This window comes from Caballeronia ptereochthonis (assembly GCF_001545075.1).
Lineage (GTDB): Bacteria > Pseudomonadota > Gammaproteobacteria > Burkholderiales > Burkholderiaceae > Caballeronia > Caballeronia ptereochthonis.
On record NZ_FCOB02000007.1, the window covers coordinates 1 to 18,122 of the forward strand.

At 63.4% G+C, this 18,122-nt stretch carries 16 protein-coding genes; 7 read left to right on the forward strand and 9 right to left on the reverse strand.

The window, feature by feature from the left end:
* Window positions 1-503, forward strand: a 503-nt coding sequence (locus AWB83_RS08915; RefSeq protein WP_087044398.1) for a FadR/GntR family transcriptional regulator, incomplete at its 5' end; no start/stop codon positions are given.
* A gap of 99 nt (window positions 504-602) precedes the next feature.
* Here the strand turns inward: AWB83_RS08915 and AWB83_RS08920 are convergent.
* From AWB83_RS08920 to AWB83_RS08940, 5 genes are all read right to left on the reverse strand, one after another.
* Window positions 603-1,898, reverse strand: coding sequence for a 2-hydroxycarboxylate transporter family protein (locus tag AWB83_RS08920; protein WP_244197636.1), 1,296 nt, complete (start codon window positions 1,896-1,898; stop codon window positions 603-605).
* Between the two features lie 66 nt (window positions 1,899-1,964).
* Window positions 1,965-3,341, reverse strand: coding sequence for a short-chain fatty acid transporter (locus tag AWB83_RS08925; protein ID WP_087044401.1), 1,377 nt, complete (start codon window positions 3,339-3,341; stop codon window positions 1,965-1,967).
* A gap of 27 nt (window positions 3,342-3,368) precedes the next feature.
* Window positions 3,369-4,178 (reverse strand): amidohydrolase family protein, encoded by an 810-nt coding sequence (locus AWB83_RS08930; protein WP_087044403.1) that lies wholly within the window; start codon window positions 4,176-4,178, stop codon window positions 3,369-3,371.
* 39 nt (window positions 4,179-4,217) lie between these two features.
* Complete coding sequence (locus AWB83_RS08935) at window positions 4,218-5,408, reverse strand: CaiB/BaiF CoA transferase family protein (protein WP_087044406.1); 1,191 nt, start codon at window positions 5,406-5,408, stop codon at window positions 4,218-4,220.
* A 16-nt stretch (window positions 5,409-5,424) separates the two neighbouring features.
* Window positions 5,425-6,318, reverse strand: coding sequence for an HpcH/HpaI aldolase/citrate lyase family protein (locus AWB83_RS08940; RefSeq protein ID WP_087044408.1), 894 nt, complete (start codon window positions 6,316-6,318; stop codon window positions 5,425-5,427).
* A gap of 98 nt (window positions 6,319-6,416) precedes the next feature.
* Between AWB83_RS08940 and AWB83_RS08945 the strand changes: the two genes are divergently transcribed.
* Complete coding sequence (locus AWB83_RS08945; RefSeq protein ID WP_087044410.1) at window positions 6,417-7,328, forward strand: LysR family transcriptional regulator; 912 nt, start codon at window positions 6,417-6,419, stop codon at window positions 7,326-7,328.
* A 388-nt stretch (window positions 7,329-7,716) separates the two neighbouring features.
* On the opposite strand, the gene AWB83_RS08950 is transcribed toward AWB83_RS08945, so the two are convergent.
* The gene (locus AWB83_RS08950; protein WP_087044412.1) at window positions 7,717-8,025 is read right to left on the reverse strand and encodes a DUF4148 domain-containing protein; all 309 of its coding nucleotides are present in this window, start codon (window positions 8,023-8,025) and stop codon (window positions 7,717-7,719) included.
* Window positions 8,026-8,305: 280 nt separating this feature from the next.
* Between AWB83_RS08950 and AWB83_RS08955 the strand changes: the two genes are divergently transcribed.
* The 3 genes from AWB83_RS08955 (at window position 8,306) to AWB83_RS08965 (ending at window position 12,333) form a co-directional block, all read left to right on the forward strand.
* Window positions 8,306-9,844 (forward strand): methyl-accepting chemotaxis protein, encoded by a 1,539-nt coding sequence (locus tag AWB83_RS08955; protein ID WP_087044414.1) that lies wholly within the window; start codon window positions 8,306-8,308, stop codon window positions 9,842-9,844.
* A 203-nt stretch (window positions 9,845-10,047) separates the two neighbouring features.
* Complete coding sequence (locus AWB83_RS08960) at window positions 10,048-10,518, forward strand: ribonuclease (protein WP_087044416.1); 471 nt, start codon at window positions 10,048-10,050, stop codon at window positions 10,516-10,518.
* 645 nt (window positions 10,519-11,163) lie between these two features.
* Window positions 11,164-12,333: a serine hydrolase domain-containing protein gene (locus tag AWB83_RS08965; RefSeq protein WP_244197637.1), complete on the forward strand. Its 1,170-nt coding sequence runs from the start codon at window positions 11,164-11,166 to the stop codon at window positions 12,331-12,333.
* Between the two features lie 655 nt (window positions 12,334-12,988).
* On the opposite strand, the gene AWB83_RS08970 is transcribed toward AWB83_RS08965, so the two are convergent.
* Window positions 12,989-13,372 carry a hypothetical protein gene (locus AWB83_RS08970; protein WP_087044420.1) on the reverse strand — a complete coding sequence of 128 codons (384 nt, stop codon included), beginning with the start codon at window positions 13,370-13,372 and terminating at the stop codon, window positions 12,989-12,991.
* A gap of 242 nt (window positions 13,373-13,614) precedes the next feature.
* On the opposite strand from AWB83_RS08970, the gene AWB83_RS08975 reads away from it, so the two are divergent.
* The gene (locus AWB83_RS08975) at window positions 13,615-14,055 is read left to right on the forward strand and encodes an Hsp20/alpha crystallin family protein (protein WP_087044422.1); all 441 of its coding nucleotides are present in this window, start codon (window positions 13,615-13,617) and stop codon (window positions 14,053-14,055) included.
* A 9-nt stretch (window positions 14,056-14,064) separates the two neighbouring features.
* Window positions 14,065-14,472, forward strand: coding sequence for an Hsp20/alpha crystallin family protein (locus tag AWB83_RS08980; protein WP_087044425.1), 408 nt, complete (start codon window positions 14,065-14,067; stop codon window positions 14,470-14,472).
* 161 nt (window positions 14,473-14,633) lie between these two features.
* On the opposite strand, the gene AWB83_RS08985 is transcribed toward AWB83_RS08980, so the two are convergent.
* On the reverse strand, window positions 14,634-16,997 hold the full coding sequence (locus AWB83_RS08985) for a hybrid sensor histidine kinase/response regulator (protein ID WP_087044428.1): 2,364 nt from the start codon (window positions 16,995-16,997) through the stop codon (window positions 14,634-14,636).
* A 241-nt stretch (window positions 16,998-17,238) separates the two neighbouring features.
* Window positions 17,239-18,105 (reverse strand): glucose 1-dehydrogenase, encoded by an 867-nt coding sequence (locus AWB83_RS08990; protein WP_087044430.1) that lies wholly within the window; start codon window positions 18,103-18,105, stop codon window positions 17,239-17,241.
* Between the last annotated feature and the right edge of the window lie 17 nt (window positions 18,106-18,122).

An 18,122-nucleotide genomic window follows, 5' to 3' on the forward strand; every position in this document is an offset into this window, starting at 1 on the left:
GGCGTGTGTGGCGCGGGGTCGGGCGCGGCACTTATCTGGGCGCGCGTCCGTTGAAGTTTTCGGCGTCGCTACGCAGCTTGCGCGCCGGTTCGAGTCCGGCTGATATCGCGGAGATGCGGCTCGTGCTCGAACCTGCGTTCGTCGAGCTGGCGACGCGCAAGGCGAGCCCCGACGACCTCGCGGAACTGGAGAAATGCGCCAGGCGCAACGCCATGGCGAATGACGACGACGAATGGCAGCAGTGGGATCACCGCTTTCATCTGCTGATCGCGCAGGCCACGCGCAACCCGGCGATCATCGCGCTGATGGAGGTGGTCAACGGCATGCGCATGAAGCCGAATCTGCGCGAAAAGACCGCCGATCAGGAAACGCGGCGGCATTTCGCCGAGCAGCATCAGGCCGTTGTGAAGGCGATGGTCGAGCGCGACGGCGCAACGGCGGCAGCGTGCATGCGCGACCATCTGCTGAACGTGCAATGGCGGATGCCGTCGAAGCCGCCCTGAGTTTGCGCGCGTGGTCGCGCATGCGCCGCATCGACGCGATCATCGGCATGCCGGAACGGATGAACGCGGCGCGGCGCGGCGAGTGAGGGAGGCCAGTACTCAGCGCAGCCATGCGAAGGCCGCGAGGGCGGCCATTACCGTGATCGCGCCGCCGATGCGCGTCGCGATCTGCGCGAACGGCATCAGCTCCATGCGGTTGGCGGCGGTCAGAATGGCCACATCTCCGGTGCCGCCAAGCCCGCTGTGCGTCGCGTTGACGATGGCCGCCTCGACCGGATGCATGCCCGTCCAGCGCGCGACGAAGAAGCCCGTCAACGTGAGCGTAAGCACGGTCGACACGGCCGTTACGATGTTGACCCAGTGGAACGCGGTGACGATCTCGCCCCACGGCGTCATCGCGACGCTGATCGCGAACATCAGCGGATAAGTGACGGCAGTCGAGAAGAAGCCGTACATGAAGCGCGCCCCGCCTCGCACGCGCGGCGACACGACCTGGAAGAACTGCGCGGCGACGACCAGCACGAGCATCACGACGGGCGCGGGCCAGTCGAAATACTGGTGGCTCAGCACGCCCAGCAGATAGAGCGCGACGGCCGTCGCCCCTGCCGCCGCGACGGAGCTCACGTCGAATTCGAACGAAGCGCCTTTCGAGTCGGCGACCTCGTCGCCGCCTTCGGCGATGGTGAGCCGCCCGTTGCCCGTGAGACGCGGGCGGCGCGCGCCGAGATAGTTGAGCAACCCCGCGCAGCAGATCGCCGCTATGTTGCCGAGCATCACGGCCGAAAGCACCTGCGCGAAAAGCGGTCCCTGTTCGGCGCCGAGAATCTGCGCATAGCCGGCTGACAGCGGCAGTGCGCCTTCGCCGACGCCGCCCGCCATGATCGGCACGACGACCATGAAAAGTGCGTGCTTCATGTCGAGGCCGAGCGCCGTGCCGAGCGCGGTTCCCACGATAGCCGCCGCCACCGATCCGCTCGCGACCGGAATGAAGATGCGCACGAAGCCCTTCACGAGCGTCTGCCGATCCATGCTCAGCACACTGCCGACGATGATCGCCGCGATGAAGAGGTAGAGGAAGTTCGACTGCTTCGTGAACGTCGTCACGGCCTTCGTAATCGGCGCGGGCATCAGCTTGTAGTAGACCAGCATCGACGGGATGAAGGCCGCGAAGATCGACGTCGCGCCGATGTGGCGTATCCACGGAATGCGCTTTGCGAGCTCGGCGCAGGTGAAGCCGCCGACCGTCACCAGTGCGATGCCCGTCGGCAGATCGGAGGCGAGCGCGCCGTGAGCGCTCATCGCGGCGAGCACGGCGATCAGCACCAGATAAACGGGCAACGGCAGCGCGCCGATGCGCACGTCGAACACGCGCCACCAGCGCTCTTTAAGGCTCATGCTTTCACGGGGCTGCAGAGATTGTGTCGTCGTGGACTTCATCGATTCGTCTCCGTTCATCGTGCTTCAGATGAAGATCAGCAAGGCGGCGCCATACACGATCAAGCCGACCGCGAACGTCATCACCGTGAAGCCGAGCACGCGCTGCACGCCGACGCCCGCCATCGCGACGACGGGCGCGGCCCAGAACGGCTGCATCATGTTCGAGACCTGCTCGCCCATCGCGACGGCCATCGTCGTCGCGGGAACGGAGGCGTGCAGCGCGACGGCCGCGGGCACGACGAACGGCCCTTGCACGGCCCAGTGTCCGCCGCCGCTCGGAATGAAGAAGGTGACGATGAGCGAGCACACGTAGCTCCAGAACGGCAGCGTGTGCGCATTCGAGATCGCGATGAAGAAGTGCGAGATCACATCGGGCAGGCCGGTCGCGTCCATCATGCCCATGATGCCGCCATAGAGCGGATACTGAAGCATCATCGAGCCGGTTTGCTTCGCGGCGTTCTTGATGGCGTCCGCATACGCGAGCGGATAGCCATGCAGGATCACGCCCGCGATGAACATCACGAAGATGACCGCATTCACGCCTGAAAACGCGATGTGCCGGGACTGCCCACCGACGAAGACAAGCACGATCAGCGCGATGCCGGCCGCGCCGATGAACGCGCTGCCGATCCACGAATGCTCGATCCAGCGCGCGAAGCTCAGCTTGCCTTCGGGCTTCTTGCGAAGCGGCGCGTCCGGATGCTGTTCGGTGTCGAGCACGACGGCGTCTTCGTCGCGCGGCTTGAGCCAGGTGAGCACGAAGGGCATCGCGAAGAGCATCACGAGCGTCGGCACGAGATTGAAGCGCGTGAACACGGTTTCGCCGAATGGCAGCACCGCGCCCGTCAGCTTCTGCACGACGTTCATCGAACTGCCCGGTGTCGACTGCGCGAGGGCGATGGAGCTCGAAATGCCGCTTGCCCACACGACCCAGCCCGAGAAGCCCGCCGCGACGATCCACGCGAAATCCACGCGGATGCGTTTCGCCACTTCACGCGCGAGCAGCGCCGCGACGACGAGACCCATGCCCCAGTTGAAGAACGACGTCACCGCGACGAGCACGAACGTGAGCGTGGCCGCCTGCGCAGGCGTGCGCGCGATCGACACGAGCGCCTTGAACATGCGCTGCACGGGCGGCGCGTGTGCGAACGCGTGGCCCGTGACGAGCACGAGCGTGATCTGGAACGCGAACGTGAAGATGTCGAAGAAGCCCTTGTACCAGCCGCCGATCATCTTCGGCACGGACGCGTGCGGCGCGAAGATCAGCGACAGCGCCGCGACGATCGCGGTGATCAGGATCGCGAGCACGAACGGATCGGGAATGGTGCGCTCGAAGAGCCGGATGGTTGCTTCGGTGAAGCGTGTCTTGCGCACGGGTGACGGCGCGGTGGCGGATTTCATGCTGTGTCTCCTGAGGTATTTGTTCTTTTAGATCGCGAAGCCGTACAGCATGGCGGGATTCGTGACGAGGATGCGCTCGCGGGTCGCTTCGTCGTCGACCCATTCGGAGAGCAGGTCGATCAGGAATACGTCGTCGGGCTTGTGCGTCTCCGTCACGTGCGGCCAGTCGCTGCCCCACACGAGGCGTTCGGGCACGGCCTGAACCCATGCGCGCGCCATCGGCGCGATGTCGGCGTAGCGGTGTTCGAGACCGACCGCCGAGTCCAGATAGGGGCCGGAGAGCTTGATCCACGCGCGGCCCGCATCCGCGAGACTGCGCACGATATCGAATGCCGCGTGATGCACGCCGTCCTTCGACGGCAGGCGCGCACGATGGTCGAAGACCATCGGCGCGGGCAGACGTCGCAGCATCGCTTCATGCTCGACGATCTGCTCCGCGGTCCAGTGCAGTTGCACATGCCAGCCGAGTTCCGCGACGCGCCGCGCGAGCGGCTCGACCATATCGAAGCCGACCGCCGCGTTCTTCGCCGTGTAAAGCGTGAAGCGGATGCCGCGAATGCCGCCCTGGTCCAGCGCGGCGAGCTCATCGTCGGTGACATCGGGATTGAGCACCGCGATGCCACGCGCATTGCCGATGCCGAACTGGCGAATGGCATCGACGGTGACGGCGTTGTCCGTGCCGTAGACGCGCGGCGTGACGATCACCACGCGCTGCGTGCCGATGCGCGTCTGCACCTTGCGATATGCGGCGACATCGTCGTTGTCGACGAAGCCTTGCGGGCGCGGTTGCTTCAGGAATGCGCGGTCATGGATATGGATGTGGGAATCGCATTTCATCGCGATGTGTCTCCGAGTTTCTTATGTCGTCGCACGGGTTCAGAGCACCGCGCGCTTCGCACGCAACGCTTCGATCCGTTCATCGCTCAGGCCGGCCTCGCGCAGCAAGGCATCGCTGTGCTCGCCGAATGCGGGCGCCGCGAACGGCTCGGGCAGGGGCGTCGCGCCGAAGCGCACCGGATGCTTGAAGCCGCGATACGCGCCCACCCCGGGGTAATCGAAGCGCGCGACCATGTCCTCGGCGAGCACTTGCGGATCGTCGAACATGTCTTCGACACTGCGCGCGGCGGCGCAGGGCACGGCGTCGCCGAAAAGCGCTTCCCATTCCAGCGCGGTGCGTTGCGCGAGCGCCGCGTGGAGCTTCGGCACGATCTCGTCGCGATGGATCGCGCGCTTGCGAACGGTGTCGTAACGCTCGTCGCCGGCGAGCGCTTCGAGGCCCGTCAGCTCGCAGAGCGATTTCCAGAAGTGCGGGGTATTCGCGGAGAGATACAGATAGCCTTCCCGCGTTGGATGGATGCCCGTGATGCCGCCCGAACGCATGTCGCGGCCGACGTCCTTCGGTTCGCTGTCGGCCCAGATCATGCGCGCGGATTGCATCGTGAGCGCGCTGCGCAGCAGCGACACGCCGACGTACTGCCCGTCGCCGCTCTTCTCGCGCGCGAACAGCGCCGACGACACGCTCGACGCAACCAGCGCCGCCGCGTAGTAGTCGACGACCGAGCCATACAGCACTTCAGGAGGCCCATCGGCGGGGCCTTGCAGCGTGCACATCCCGGTCATCGTTTGCAGCACCTGGTCGTAGCCGGCCTTGTCCCTGCTCGGACCGGTTTCGCCGTAACCCGTCACCGCGCAATAGACGAGACGCGGGTTGATCTCACGCAGCTGCTCGTACGCGATGCCGAGCCGCGCCGGCACGCTCGGACGAAAGTTATGCACGAGCACATCGGCCTCTTTCACGAGCGAGAGCAGCACGTCGAGCGCTTCCGGCTGCTTCAGATCGAGCACGAGCCCGCGCTTGCCGCGATTCACGCCGAGAAAGGCGCGGCTTTCCGCTTCGAGCGTCGATGGATACTTGCGCAGATTGTCGCCCGCGGGCGGCTCGATCTTGATGACTTCGGCGCCCTGATCCGCGAGCAGCGTGCAGCCGTAAGGCCCCGCGATATACGCGCTCAGATCGAGCACGCGCACGCCGGAAAGCGGACCGCCTCGCCCAACGTTCTGTTCCATGAAACCTTCTCCTTCTTCAAATTCCGGCGGCCACGCGCTGCTCTTGCGAGAGCAGGCCGAGGCGCGCCGCATCCCGCACGAGCGCGCGCGCACGCTCGACGAATGGCGGATCGATCATCTTCCCGTCCACGACATAGGCGCCGATGCCTCGTTCATCCGCCGCGCGCGCCGCCTCGATGACGCGCACCGCATGCGCGACGTCTTCATCCGAAGGGCGGAACACGTCGTTGGCAATCGCGATCTGGCTCGGATGAATGCAGCTCTTGCCGATGAAGCCGAATGCGCGCGCCATCTCCGCTTCGGCACGAAAGCCGTCGATGTCCTTGATGCTGGCGAACGCGGTGTCGTAGGCGAACACGTTCGCTTCGCCCGCCGCGATGCGCAGCGTGAACATCGCCTGGGCAATCGCGGCCGTTTCGCGACGCGCGATCGAAAGCGGCTCGAACAGATCGCCGAGACCGAGCTGCAGGCCCGCGACACGCGGATGGGCGTGCGCCAACTCGGCGGCCATGCGCAACGCGCGCGGCGATTCGACATTGAGCAGGAGCCCGATCGGCGCGGTGACGCCGTTCGCGCGCTCGGCGGCTTCGAGCGCCTGGGCGGCGGCGCGCACGTCGTCGGGATGCTCGGGTTTCGGCAGATTGACGAGCGACACGCCGTTGCGCGCGACGGCATCGATATCGGCGGCGAAATGCGGCGTCGACAGCGCGTTGACGCGCACGATCAGCGTCTTGTCGCTGGCGAGCGCGTCGTCGGTGGCGAGCAGCGCGCGAAGGTCGGCGCGCGCCTGCGGCTTGCGTTCGGGCGCGACCGCATCTTCAAGATCGAACGAAAGGGCGTCCGCGGCGCTCGCGAGCGCCTTGGCGAAGAGTTCCGGGCGCGATGCCGGCACGAAGAGCTTGCTTCTCATGCGTCTCCCTTCATTTTCGATATGCCGGCCAGTCTACGGATGCCGATGTTTTAGATAAACTATCCGTGTCTATCTTTAAAAGAAAGCAAATCTATCCGATGGATACGGCATTTCTCGCCAGTCTGCTGCTCGTCGTCGATACCGGCTCGATGGCGGAAGCCGCGCGGCGCGTGGGCGTGACGCCGGCGGCGATTGCGCAGCAGATGTCGGCGCTCGAGCGCGAGCTGGGCGTCACGCTCCTGGTGCGCGCCGGGCGCACGGTGATTCCAACCGAGGCGGGGCATCGCGTGATCGAGCGGGCGCGCGGCCTCGTCGCCGATTTCGCCGATCTGAAAGCGCACGCGCTCGAAGGCGAGGCGGCGGGCGAATTGCGCATCGGCACGATCACGACGGCGCTGCTGAGCCTTCTGCCCGATGTGCTCGCCAATTTCGCGCGCTCGTTTCCGCGCGCGAAGGTGCTGATTCGGGCGGGCACGTCGATGGAGCTGTACGACACGCTGCAGCGCGGCGATCTCGACGTCGCGATCTGTCTGCACCCGGCGTTCGCGCTGCCGAAGGCGTACGACTGGCATTTGCTGCGCGAGGAGCCGCTCGTCGTGCTCGCGCCGGCACGGCTCGCGAAGGACGACCCGCACGAGCTGCTGCGGCGCGAGCCGTTCATCCGCTACGATCGCTCGCTCGGCGGCGGCAAGCAGGCGGATCAGTATCTGCGGGCGGCACGCATCGTGCCGCGCGAACTCTTCGAGCTGAACGCGCTGATGGCCATCGCGATGATGGTCGATCGCGGACTCGGCGTGTCGCTCGTGCCGGATATCGTCTCGCCGATGACGGCCGCGCTTTCAGTCGCGCGCCTGCCGCTGCCGATTCCGACCGAGCCGCGCCGCTTCGGCGTGGTGTGGCAGCGGGCATCGCCACGGGCGCGCCTGATACATGGTTTGCTGAAGTGCGCGGATGAGGTGGTTGCGGCGAGTGCTGGGCTTCGCTTCGCCGATCCGCGCGATGACAAGTAATCCGCTCTTCGTTCATCGATCCGTGCCTCGTCCCGACGAACGCGCAGGCGCGAAAGCGGATCGCATCGCGGCGCCGCAGCCGCCGGAGGCAATGCGGCTCATGCCGTGTCCGGAGTCGCCGCGGCTCGATGTTAGTGACCGGCGCGGCGATATCTGCTTTTCGTGAACGGTCGAGAAATTGCGCACTGAGTAACCCCGGTAGCTACGCGGCATCGGGCTCGTGCCGAAGTGGCATCAGGTCGATGCGGACGTCAGCTGCGCGCTGTCCAGGCGCACGGACATCCCTATGTCGATGATTTACCAGCGGCTCGCGGGCGTGCGTCACCGCTTCCGATGCTTTGAACCGTCAGCGCGGGACGGCCTTCACCGGCGCGAGGCGGCCCGCGCTTCAACCCGGCCGCGTCTGCTGGCATTCCGTTTGATACCAGCGGTCGACCAGCCGCTGCGCCGCGTGCAAATCATCGGGATAGTAAGGATCATAGAACGGCGACGGGTTGTAGCCGGCCTTCTGCAGCGCCGCCAGTTCGCTCATGTTGCGCTCGTGGGTGATGGGCGCGTTGCTTCTGAGCGCGGTGAGGTCGCGGCATTCCTGCAAGCTCAGATGCGTCGCGCCTTCGGGCATGGGGGCGGTGACGCAGCCGGCGAGCAGCAGCGCGCATGCGCAAATCATCGGATGAATGGTCGGCGGGTTCTTCATGTGGCGTCTCCTTCCGGTCACGGAACACACTCACGCCGCCGCGCGATGACGCAGGACACACAGGTCGATGCAGCGTTCACGTCGCCTATCATACGTCGCCCGATATGGATGAGCGGAACGTGCCGATGATCTGGGTGGGGGCATGAGACGGGGAACGGCAAGGGTGCAGCCACCGCTTTTCAAGGGGCCCGATCACGCCGCCGCCGATTTCCATTAAAGCCGTGGACAAATTTGCCGATAGTTATACCAACCAGTTAATAAACACACCTTGCGGACCCGCATGAAACTTTCGACAAAACTGCTTGTTCTCGTTGTTACGGCGCTCGTGGGCGTGGCGAGTGTCGTCGCCACGGCGCTCTATTCGCTCAATGCGTCGCTCATCGAGAGCCGCCAGAGCCAGATTGTCAATCTGTTGACAAAGGCCGAGCATCTCGTCCAGTTCTACCGGCGGCTCGAAGCCTCTGGGCAGATGACCCGGCAACAGGCGCAAGACGCCGCGAAGCAGGCGCTCAACCAGTTGAACGCCGACAAGAAAAGCTACTACTGGGTCACCGACACGGACAGCATCAACCTCGTTCATCCGAACGCGAGCCTCGTCGGCACGAAGACGAGCGGCAACCGCACGCCGGGCGGCAGCACCGATACGGAAGCGTACAAGCAAGGGCTCGCCGCCCATCACGTCGCGCTCGTCGACGTGCTGATCCGGCGCGCGCAGGACGCGCCGCTCGAAGCGAAGCTGCAGGGCGTGGTCTCGATTCCCGAATGGGGCTGGTGGATCGGCACCGGCTTCTTTTATGACGACATCAACGCCACCTTCTGGAAACTCGCGACGACGCTGCTCGTCATCTCGCTGGCGATCTTCGCTGCAGTCGGCGCGCTAGCGTTCGTCATGGCACGCAGCGTGCGCCACGCGCTCGGCGGCGAGCCCGCCGACGCTGCCGCATTCGCCGCACAGATTGCGGAGGGCAATCTCGACGCCGAAGTGAAGCTCGCGTTCGCCGACCGTTCGAGCCTGCTGTTCGCGTTGAGCCAGATGAAGACGAAGCTGCGCACGCTCGTCGCCGAGATCCAGCAGTCGAGCGAATCGATCGCCGCCGGATCGGGCGAGATCGCGCAGGGCAATACGGACCTGTCGCAGCGCACTGAGGAGCAGGCTGCCGCGCTGCAGGAAACGGCCGCCAGCATGGAGCAGCTTACCTCGACGGTCAAACAGAACGCCGAAAGCGCGCGGCAGGCCAGCCACCTCGCGGAGCTCGCTTCGCAAGCGACCGGCCGTGGCGGCGAAGCGGTCGAGCAGGTCGTCAGCGCGATGCGCACCATCGCGGACGAGTCGCGGCGCATCGGCGACATCATCGGCGTGATCGAAGGCATCGCGTTCCAGACCAACATCCTCGCGTTGAATGCCGCAGTGGAAGCCGCGCGGGCCGGCGAGGAAGGCCGCGGGTTCGCGGTGGTCGCGGGCGAAGTGCGCGCGCTGGCGCAGCGCAGCGCGACGGCGGCAAGGGACATCAAGGAGCTCGTCGGTTCGTCGGTATCGAAGGTCGATGACGGCACCGGTCAGGTCGCCATCGCGGGCGAGCGGATGCGCGAGATCGTGCAATCCATCAGCCGCGTCAGCGAGATCATGGTCGAAATCGCGGCGGCCTCCGCCGAGCAGAGCACCGGCATCGAGCAGGTCAACCGGGCGGTGGCCGAAATGGACGACGTGACGCAGCAGAACGCCGCGCTCGTCGAACAGGCCGCGGCGGCGGCCGCCTCGCTCGATGAACAGGCCGAGCGCCTGCGCGACACCGTCAAGGTGTTCCGCGTCGCGGCCTGACAGCACGTTACGTCGCCAGAACGATGACGAGTTTGGTTAAGTAGCCGGCCGGATTCTCGAGATAGCAAGGAGCGTCGAACAGAAACATGGAGCAGCGGAACGCGATTCCTGTTTCCGGCCCACATTGATTCACTCTGCCATTAGCGATATCCTTAATTCGTTCGTGGTCGTCGAATGCTGCTCAACCCGGAGGCAACCGTTTCGTGAAGCGAGCGTGGGCTTTCTCTTGCATCCTCGCCTTGAACGCGATCCTCGGCGGATGCGGCAAGGACGGATCGCAAAACGCTGCTCAGGAATCGGGCGCATCGGCGAGCCAGGCGCCCGTTCAACTCGGGCAGTCCGCGAGCGGCACGGCCGCCGCATCGGGCGCACAGGAGCGGAGCGCGCCGGCCGCCGTCACTAAGGCGCAGTTGCCGGGAGAAGCAACCGAAACACTGCGTCTGATCAAAGCGGGCGGCCCGTTCCCTTTTGGCGAGGACGGTGTCTTGTTCCGCAACAGCGCGGCATTGCTGCCGCAGCATCCGCGCGGCTACTACCATGCATACACAGTGCGCACGCCCGGCTCGGCGGATCGCGGGCAGCGACGGATCGTATGTGGTGGACCGCGCAGGCAGATCAGCGACTGCTATTACACCGACGATTACTATGCCAGCTTCAAACGCATCGCAGAATAACTTGAGCCAATGATAAAAGCCACGGGCTCCTACCAGGGAGACGCCGTGGTGTGTTGTGTTTTCAGAGACTGTGCCGCGATGACATCAGTGGCCGAGGTAACGGGGCTGCTTCTTCACACTCGTATTCGATCGACCCGCGACAGACCGTGTCTTCCTCGGCGTGGGGGCTTGCGACAAGAAGGTGCACCGAAGCTTGAACTGATGGTTCAGCCAGCTATCCAGTATTAGCGCCGATCGCGGCGAATCGGTTATAGCCGCTCCGGCGACATCGTAGGCAAGAGGCCGTGCCATCTTACGTTTCTGCTTCTGGGAAGACCGAAATGCGTCAGTCGCTTCCGGCTTACGTCAATCGCACGCCAGATGCGCTATCCACGTCCTATAGTTGTTCGACGCGCTTCAAAGAGGAACGAGAGGCGACAGCGCCTGAAACCTCCATGCAGCGGGGTGTTTTGACGTGGCGCCCGCAATTTGCGCGCGCCGGTGAGGCCATTCCAGCGATGCGGTACCGGCGTCTTGGCTCGCCATCAAGACGTTGGCCTCACGATGAGGGAGGGAAACCAAATGGCAGCTTCCCGCTTTGTTATGTACATGGCGCATGTTCTCTCTCGTCGGATATATGCGGTTGCACTGGCCGCTGGACTAGGCATGACCCTGCACGGTTGCGGCGGTAATGACACGCTCTCATCGAGCGAGCCTGCGTTTGCCACCGCAGCTCGCCCCCAGATCAATACATTGCTCGCAGACACGATGACATCGGGCGCCGTCGTGTATGTGCAATCGCCAAACGGCGACTGGCTCGAATCGTTCGGAACGGCAGTGAGAGGCACGAATACACCGATTCCGACGACCGCTCACTTTCGGGTCGGCAGCGTGACGAAGACCTGGACTGGCACGGTGATCCTGCAACTCGTGCAGGAAGGAAAGCTGGGGCTGAGCGACCCCGTCAGCAAGTACATTGCGAACGTGCCTAACGGCGACAAGATCACGATCGAGCAGTTGCTGGCGATGCGCAGTGGCCTCTACAACTACTCAACCAGCCTCGCGTTCAATCAGACTCTCGACGCGGAGCCGAACAAGGTGTGGACCGTCGGAGAACTGCTCGACATCGGGTTCAGCCAGCCGGTGTATTTCGCGCCCGGTGCCGATTTTCGCTATTCGAACACGAACACGGTGTTGCTTGGACTCATCATTGAGCAGCTAACCGGCATGAGCGCCGCGGACGCAATGAAGGCGCGTCTTTTTGCGCCGCTCGGTTTGACCGATACGCTTCTTCCGCCGCAGGACGATACATCGCTGACCGCTCCGGCGCCGCATGGCTATCAGTGGGGAACCAATGCGGAGACGGCCGACAGCGAGGCGTTATCCCCTGAACGTCAGGCGGCCGCGAAGAACGGGACGCTGCAACCCACCGATGTAACGTCCGTGAGCACATCCTGGGCCTGGACCGCCGGCTCAGGCATTTCGACCGTGACGCAACTGGCGGCATACGTACAGCGGATGGTGGGCGGCGGCTACCTGAACGCCGATCTCCAGGCACAACGGCTCGCGAGCTGCAAGTCGGTCCAGCCGTCGGACCCGATGGCCGCCAGTTACTGCCTCGGCCTTGCCAAGTTCGGCACGTTTTACGGCCACACCGGCGAGATACCAGGATTCAATACGTTCATGGGCTACGATCCGGCGACGAAAACGACGATCGTCACGTGGGCAACGACGGCTGCGGCGCCCGATGGCCGCGCGCCCGCGAACGTCATCGCGCAAATCCTTATGGGAGAACTCAGCAAGGCATCAGAGGTACCGAGCGAGGGACGGCCCTAGCTGTTCCGAGGGCCCGCACCAGGGCATCGCAAGAGGAAAGTGACATGACCCTGTTCGGCCCGTGTTGGCGTCGTCGCCGCTTTCGCGTGGCACGAAGATGCGCTTTCTGTACAACGAGCGCTTGATCGCGGCCGTCGGCTCAGCGAGCCGCCGTCAGAGACAGAGCGTGCTCGCGGGGCCACGGCACCTCGTGCCGCGGCCGCCCCGCGGGGACGCCATCACCGCTCAGGTTTGGCGGACTGCCCGGCACAAAGCCGGGACTCACTCACCCATTACGGGCGCTTCGCTTGAAGAAAGAAGAGCAGTTATCCGACTTGCTTGTCGGCACTGTCATGCCCTTGACGACCAGGTTTCCTGTTCACTTTCGCTAGACGTGCCTCCCTCGAAGTTTGCCAACGCTTCCTCGCCCCTGCGAGTACCGAACTCGCCTGGTCGATTACGCGTCGAAACGGTAACGAATGGTTCTTGACGGACTGAGTCATCGCATTTCCCTGAATGCCTTGTATGCGACGCATCGTCGTTTTGCGCGACCACGATAAGTCGCACAACCGGCGTCGCATTGCCTTTAACGAGATCGAATTTAGTAACGGCGGAATGGAGAGTCAATAAACCCGCCGAAATATATGGCGCCGCCCCACATAAACGCGCTTTTATGTCACTGCAGCGGCGGGACCGCGCCGAACTTTTCCGCGAGCATCCTCTCGTAGACGCCGAAGTGCAAGTCGACCTCTTCCTGCGCTACGGTCTGCACAAAGATATTGACCTTATCGGGCGGCAGTCCCATGACCGTTGCCACGGCAGCTTCGAGTTGTGGTGCGCAAATCCGGTCTTCGGGTAACGTCGAGCCGACAGTGATGTCATAGATCTTCTCTTCACGCAGGACGATGTCAACAATGCGCGCTCGAGCGCTCATATTGTTGTCGACGGCAAGCCGCGTCACTTCGGCGAGCTGGTGCATGACTTCAGTCGGAAAGCCCTTAACCGAGCGGAGTCTAATGCGGTGTTTGCCATGCGTGCGCCAATCTGTATCGAATTCCACGATGTCCTCCCAGTCACTACAGGTGCGCGAATGGTATGGGCGAGGCGGCTGTTTTCAAGTCCCCGAACTGAGCGCAATAGGCTCTTGAAAAGCATCGTTAGATTCCTATATTAGGCCTTGTCAAGGCAGCAGCTCGCAATCGCGCGCGCTGCGTATTTCAACTTGTTTTTTCCGCGGCAGTGGGGCGGCTCGGCTGAAGCGCGTATGCAGCTTCCCCTTTCCGCCGCGAGAGGAGAGCGAAAATGAGTGATGCTTTCATTGGACCCGACCTCTTCAGTGAACTGGACCGGCTGCAACAGCAGATGTCCAGTTTGTTCGGCGGGCTCCCTACGAGTCTACGTTCGACACGCGTCGGCACTTTCCCGCAGATCAACATCGGGTCGACTGAGGATACGGTCGAAATCGTGGCGTTCGCCCCTGGTCTGGACACGGGCAAGCTGGACGTGTCGGTCGACAAGGGCTTGCTTACCATTGCAGGAGAAAGAACGACGGGCCATGAGCAATTGCCCGAGGGCGCTCGGCAATACGCGCAAGAGCGTTTCAACGGCACTTTCCGTCGGGTGATCGAGCTGCCTCAGCAGGCGGACCCCGACAAAGTGCAGGCCCGGTACGTCGACGGGTGCATTCTGATTTCGGTCGGGAAGCGTGAGACTTCCAAGCCACGTTCGATCACTGTGCAATGAGGTGACATCATGAGTGACAACACGCAAATCGCCGAACGCGACCAGGGCGCTGTGACTCGTCAGGAGGGCACTGAGGCACGTCGCCGGGCTACATTGACGCCGAGCGTCGACATCATTGAAGATGTTCACAAGGTTACGCTTTGGGCCGACTTGCCCGGCGTTTCCAGAGACAAGCTCGAGGTCAAGGTCCATGACGGCAGCCTGACCATCGACGCCGAATCGGTAGTCCCGGTGCCAGCGAACCTGCAGCTTGTGCACACCGAAGTTCGCGCGCCTTACTTCTCTCGCACCTTTACGGTAAGCGAGGATTTCGACACTTCCAAAGTCGAGGCGTCGTTGAAAGACGGTGTGCTGACACTAACCATACCGCGTCGGGAAGAAGCCAAGCCACGGCGCATTGAGGTTTCAGTTGGCTAATCGCATGAGGAGCAGCGAGGACGCGCGCCTCGCTGCTCCAGGCGAGAACTCAGTGGCGGTTACCACCGCGGTCTTGCACATCTCGCCCGGATAGCGTCCGTACATCTGAACCGACCGAACGTGGCCGCCAAATAAGTCGACTGACAATCCGCAGGTGCGTCTTATCGCGAAAAGCTCAGGTCCAGGGCCTTCATCAGTTCCGCGAGGCTATACGGCTTGCGCAACGCCTGCCAGGGAAACCCCTGCGCCATGTCTGAGAGAACCACATCTCCAGAAGCGAAGATGATGCGCGTTTTTCCATATGCCTCGATTACCCGCCGGGCTAGTTCGGTACCCGGCATATCGGGAAGGCGAAGATCCGTCAGCAGAACATCGAAAGAGCCATCGTTTAAAGCGCGAAGCGCTTCCGTCGCGTTCGCCGCTCGGACGACTTGATAACCGAGCACTGAAAGGAGCTCGCTAACCGCTTCGCGGGACGGGTCGTCGTCTTCGACCACAAGCACGCGCTTGGCCGATCTATCCGGCGCGCTCGTCGCTTGCGGCTGGTTGGCGTCCGGGGACATTGGGAGCGCCGGCCCATCAAAGCCGAGCACGCGGCGAATTTTGAACGCGAGCTCCTCACGGCTGTACGGCTTGCTGAGCAACTGCACGCCTGGATCGAGCCGTCCGCCATGGACGATCGCGTTCTGTGTGTAGCCGGACGTGAAGAGGACGTGGATATGCGGTTGAATCTGTACGGCCCGGCGGGCCATCTCGGGACTCTTGAGCGAGCCGGGCATGACGACGTCCGTAAAGAGAAGATCGATGTGGACGCCGCTGCTCAACACAGCGAGCGCCTGTTCGGCGTTATCCGCCTTGAGCACGCTATAACCGAGCTCGGCCAGCATCTCGATCACGGTCGCTTGCACCTTCTTGTCGTCCTCGACGACGAGCACGGTCTCACTGCCTCCCGTCATTGGAGAGTTCCATCGAGGCGCCGGTTCATACGCATCCGCCAAGGATCGCGGCAGGTAAATGCGCACCGTGGTGCCGTGTCCCACTTCGCTGTAGATTCGAATATGACCGCCGCTCTGTTTCACGAAACCGTAGGCCATGCTCAGCCCAAGTCCAGTCCCTTCGCCTTCGGCTTTGGTCGTAAAGAACGGTTCGAACGCTCGTTCGATGACTTCGGGGGACATGCCGGTCCCGGTATCCGTCACGCCGAGCATCACATACTGGCCGGGTGGTACGTCCGATAGCGAGCGCACGTAACTGTCATCGAGCATGGCGTTGGCGATTTCCAACGTGAGCTTTCCGCCATCGGGCATGGCATCTCGCGCGTTGATGGCCAGGTTCAGGACGACGTTTTCCAGTTGATGGGTATCGACGAATGCGTTCCACAAACCGCCTGAGACGACCGTCTCAACCTTGACGGTCTCGCCAAGCGCGCGACGCAGCAACTCGTCCATGTCACGGACCATGGCGGCGAGATTTACAGCGACGGGTTGAAGCGCTTGCCGCCGGCCGAAGGCGAGCAACTGAGCGGAGAGCTTGGCGCCGCGCTCCACCGCGTCGATGGCGTTGGACACGCGCTCCATCATCCACTCGTCCCGCGGACACCGGCTTTGGAGCAATTCCAGGTTGCCTCGGAGAACCTGCAGGACATTATTGAAATCGTGCGCCACGCCGCCGGTCAGCTTGCCAATCGCCTCCATCTTCTGAGATCGAAAGAGTTCAGCTCGGGTCTGTTCGAGAAGTTGCTCTGCCTCGCGCTTTTCGGTGACATCGCGGGTAATTTTGGCGAAGCCAATGAGCTCCCCCGATTCGTCGCGTATCGCATCGACGATGACATGCGCCCAAAAGCGGGTGCCGTCGCGCCGCACGCGCCATCCCTCGGATTCGAAGCGTCCCGCGTGCGCGGCCGTATCCAATGCACGTTCGGGCAGTCCGGCCGCGGCATCTTCCGGCGTGTAGAAGCGAGAAAAGTGCGACCCTATGATTTCTTCAGCGGTATAGCCCTTGATGCGTCGGGCACCGTTGTTCCAGTTCGTCACACGGCCTTGAGGCGAAAGCATGAAGATCGAATAGTCTGTCACGCCTTCGACGAGTAGACGAAACCGGCGCTCGCTCTCGATCACGGCGTCATGAGCCTTTCGCTTATCGCTTTCGTCCCTGACGACCTTCACGAAGCCTCGGGGGAGGCCGTCGCTTCCTGGAAGCGCGCTCGTAACGACGCTCGCCCAGAAGACTGAGCCGTCCTTGCGCTTTCGCCACCCTTCAGTTACGTAGCTGCCCCGCTTGCTCGCTTCATCCAGCTCGATTTCGAGGGTATGGCGATCCGGCTCACCGTCCGAAAAGAAGACGCGGTAGTGACGACCCACGATTTCGTCGGGGGCATATCCGTAGATGGCCGTCCCTCCGGCGTTCCAGCTCGACACGAATCCAGCCGGGGTTAGGGAAAAAATGGCGAGATCGGCTGTGGAGTCGCTCCAGGCCTTTGCCCACTCGGCGGAGAGTCCGCTGTCCTTTTTTTCGCTGCTCGGCATGGGAAATCATCCGTTTGGTCCGCACGCAAACCGATATTGGAGCGTTTATCCGCGATTATGCTGACTTTTAATTCTAGCGGCATTACGCGTTACCGTCGGCGGTCTGTTGCTGCGGTTGCGAACGAAACCTTGCAGGCGCATCGGCGATCGAAGGTGCGACGAATTTTGCTAGCGGATGACGAGCCGGCTCTCGTCGACGCCTCGGTGCAATTCTGCGAGACGCTCGTCGTGCCCGTTCCCGCTAGATGATGGGTTTGCCTCCCGTCACGGCGATGGTCGCGCCCGAGATGTAACTGGCCTCGTCCGATGCGAGCATCACGTATGCGGCGGCGAGTTCGGCGGGCTGGCCGGGCCGCTTCATCGGCGTTTGCTTGCCGAAGTTCTCCACGCTCGATGGCGGCATCGTCGATGGAATCAGCGGCGTCCAGATCGGCCCGGGCGCCACGCAGTTGGCGCGAATGCCGCGCTCGGCCAGCAGCTGCGCGAGCCCGCCCGTGAAGTTCTGGATCGCGCCTTTGGTGCTCGCGTAAGCGATCAGGCCGGGATTCGGCGCGTCGGCGTTGACGGACGTCGTGTTGACGATCGCGCTGCCGGGCTTCATGTGAGCGAGCGCCGCCTTGGTGATGCGAAACATCGCCCCGATGTTGGTCGAGTAGGTCTTGTCCCATTCGTCGTCGCTGATATCCTCCAGCTTGTCGTAGGTCATCTGATAGGCCGCGTTGTTCACGAGCACGTCGATGCGTCCGAACGTTTCCGCCGTCTTCGCGACGAGCTGCCTGCAATGCTCACGGTCCGTGATGTCGCCGGGCAGGAGCAGCGCCCGTCTTCCGGCCAGCTCGACCCAGCGCGCGGTTTCCTCGGCGTCGCCGTGCTCGTCGAAATAGGCGATGGCGACGTCCGCGCCTTCACGCGCATAGGCGATCGCCACCGCGCGCCCGATGCCGCTGTCCGCGCCCGTGATGAGCGCGATCTTGCCCGCGAGCCTGCCGCTGCCCTTGTAGCTCGATTCGCCGTGATCCGGCGGCGGGTCCATCGGGCCGGTGTGCCCGGGACGATTGCCCTGCTGTTGCGGCGGCAGAGGAGGGCGAGGGTAATCGGTATCGGTCATGACGTTCTCCCTGTATG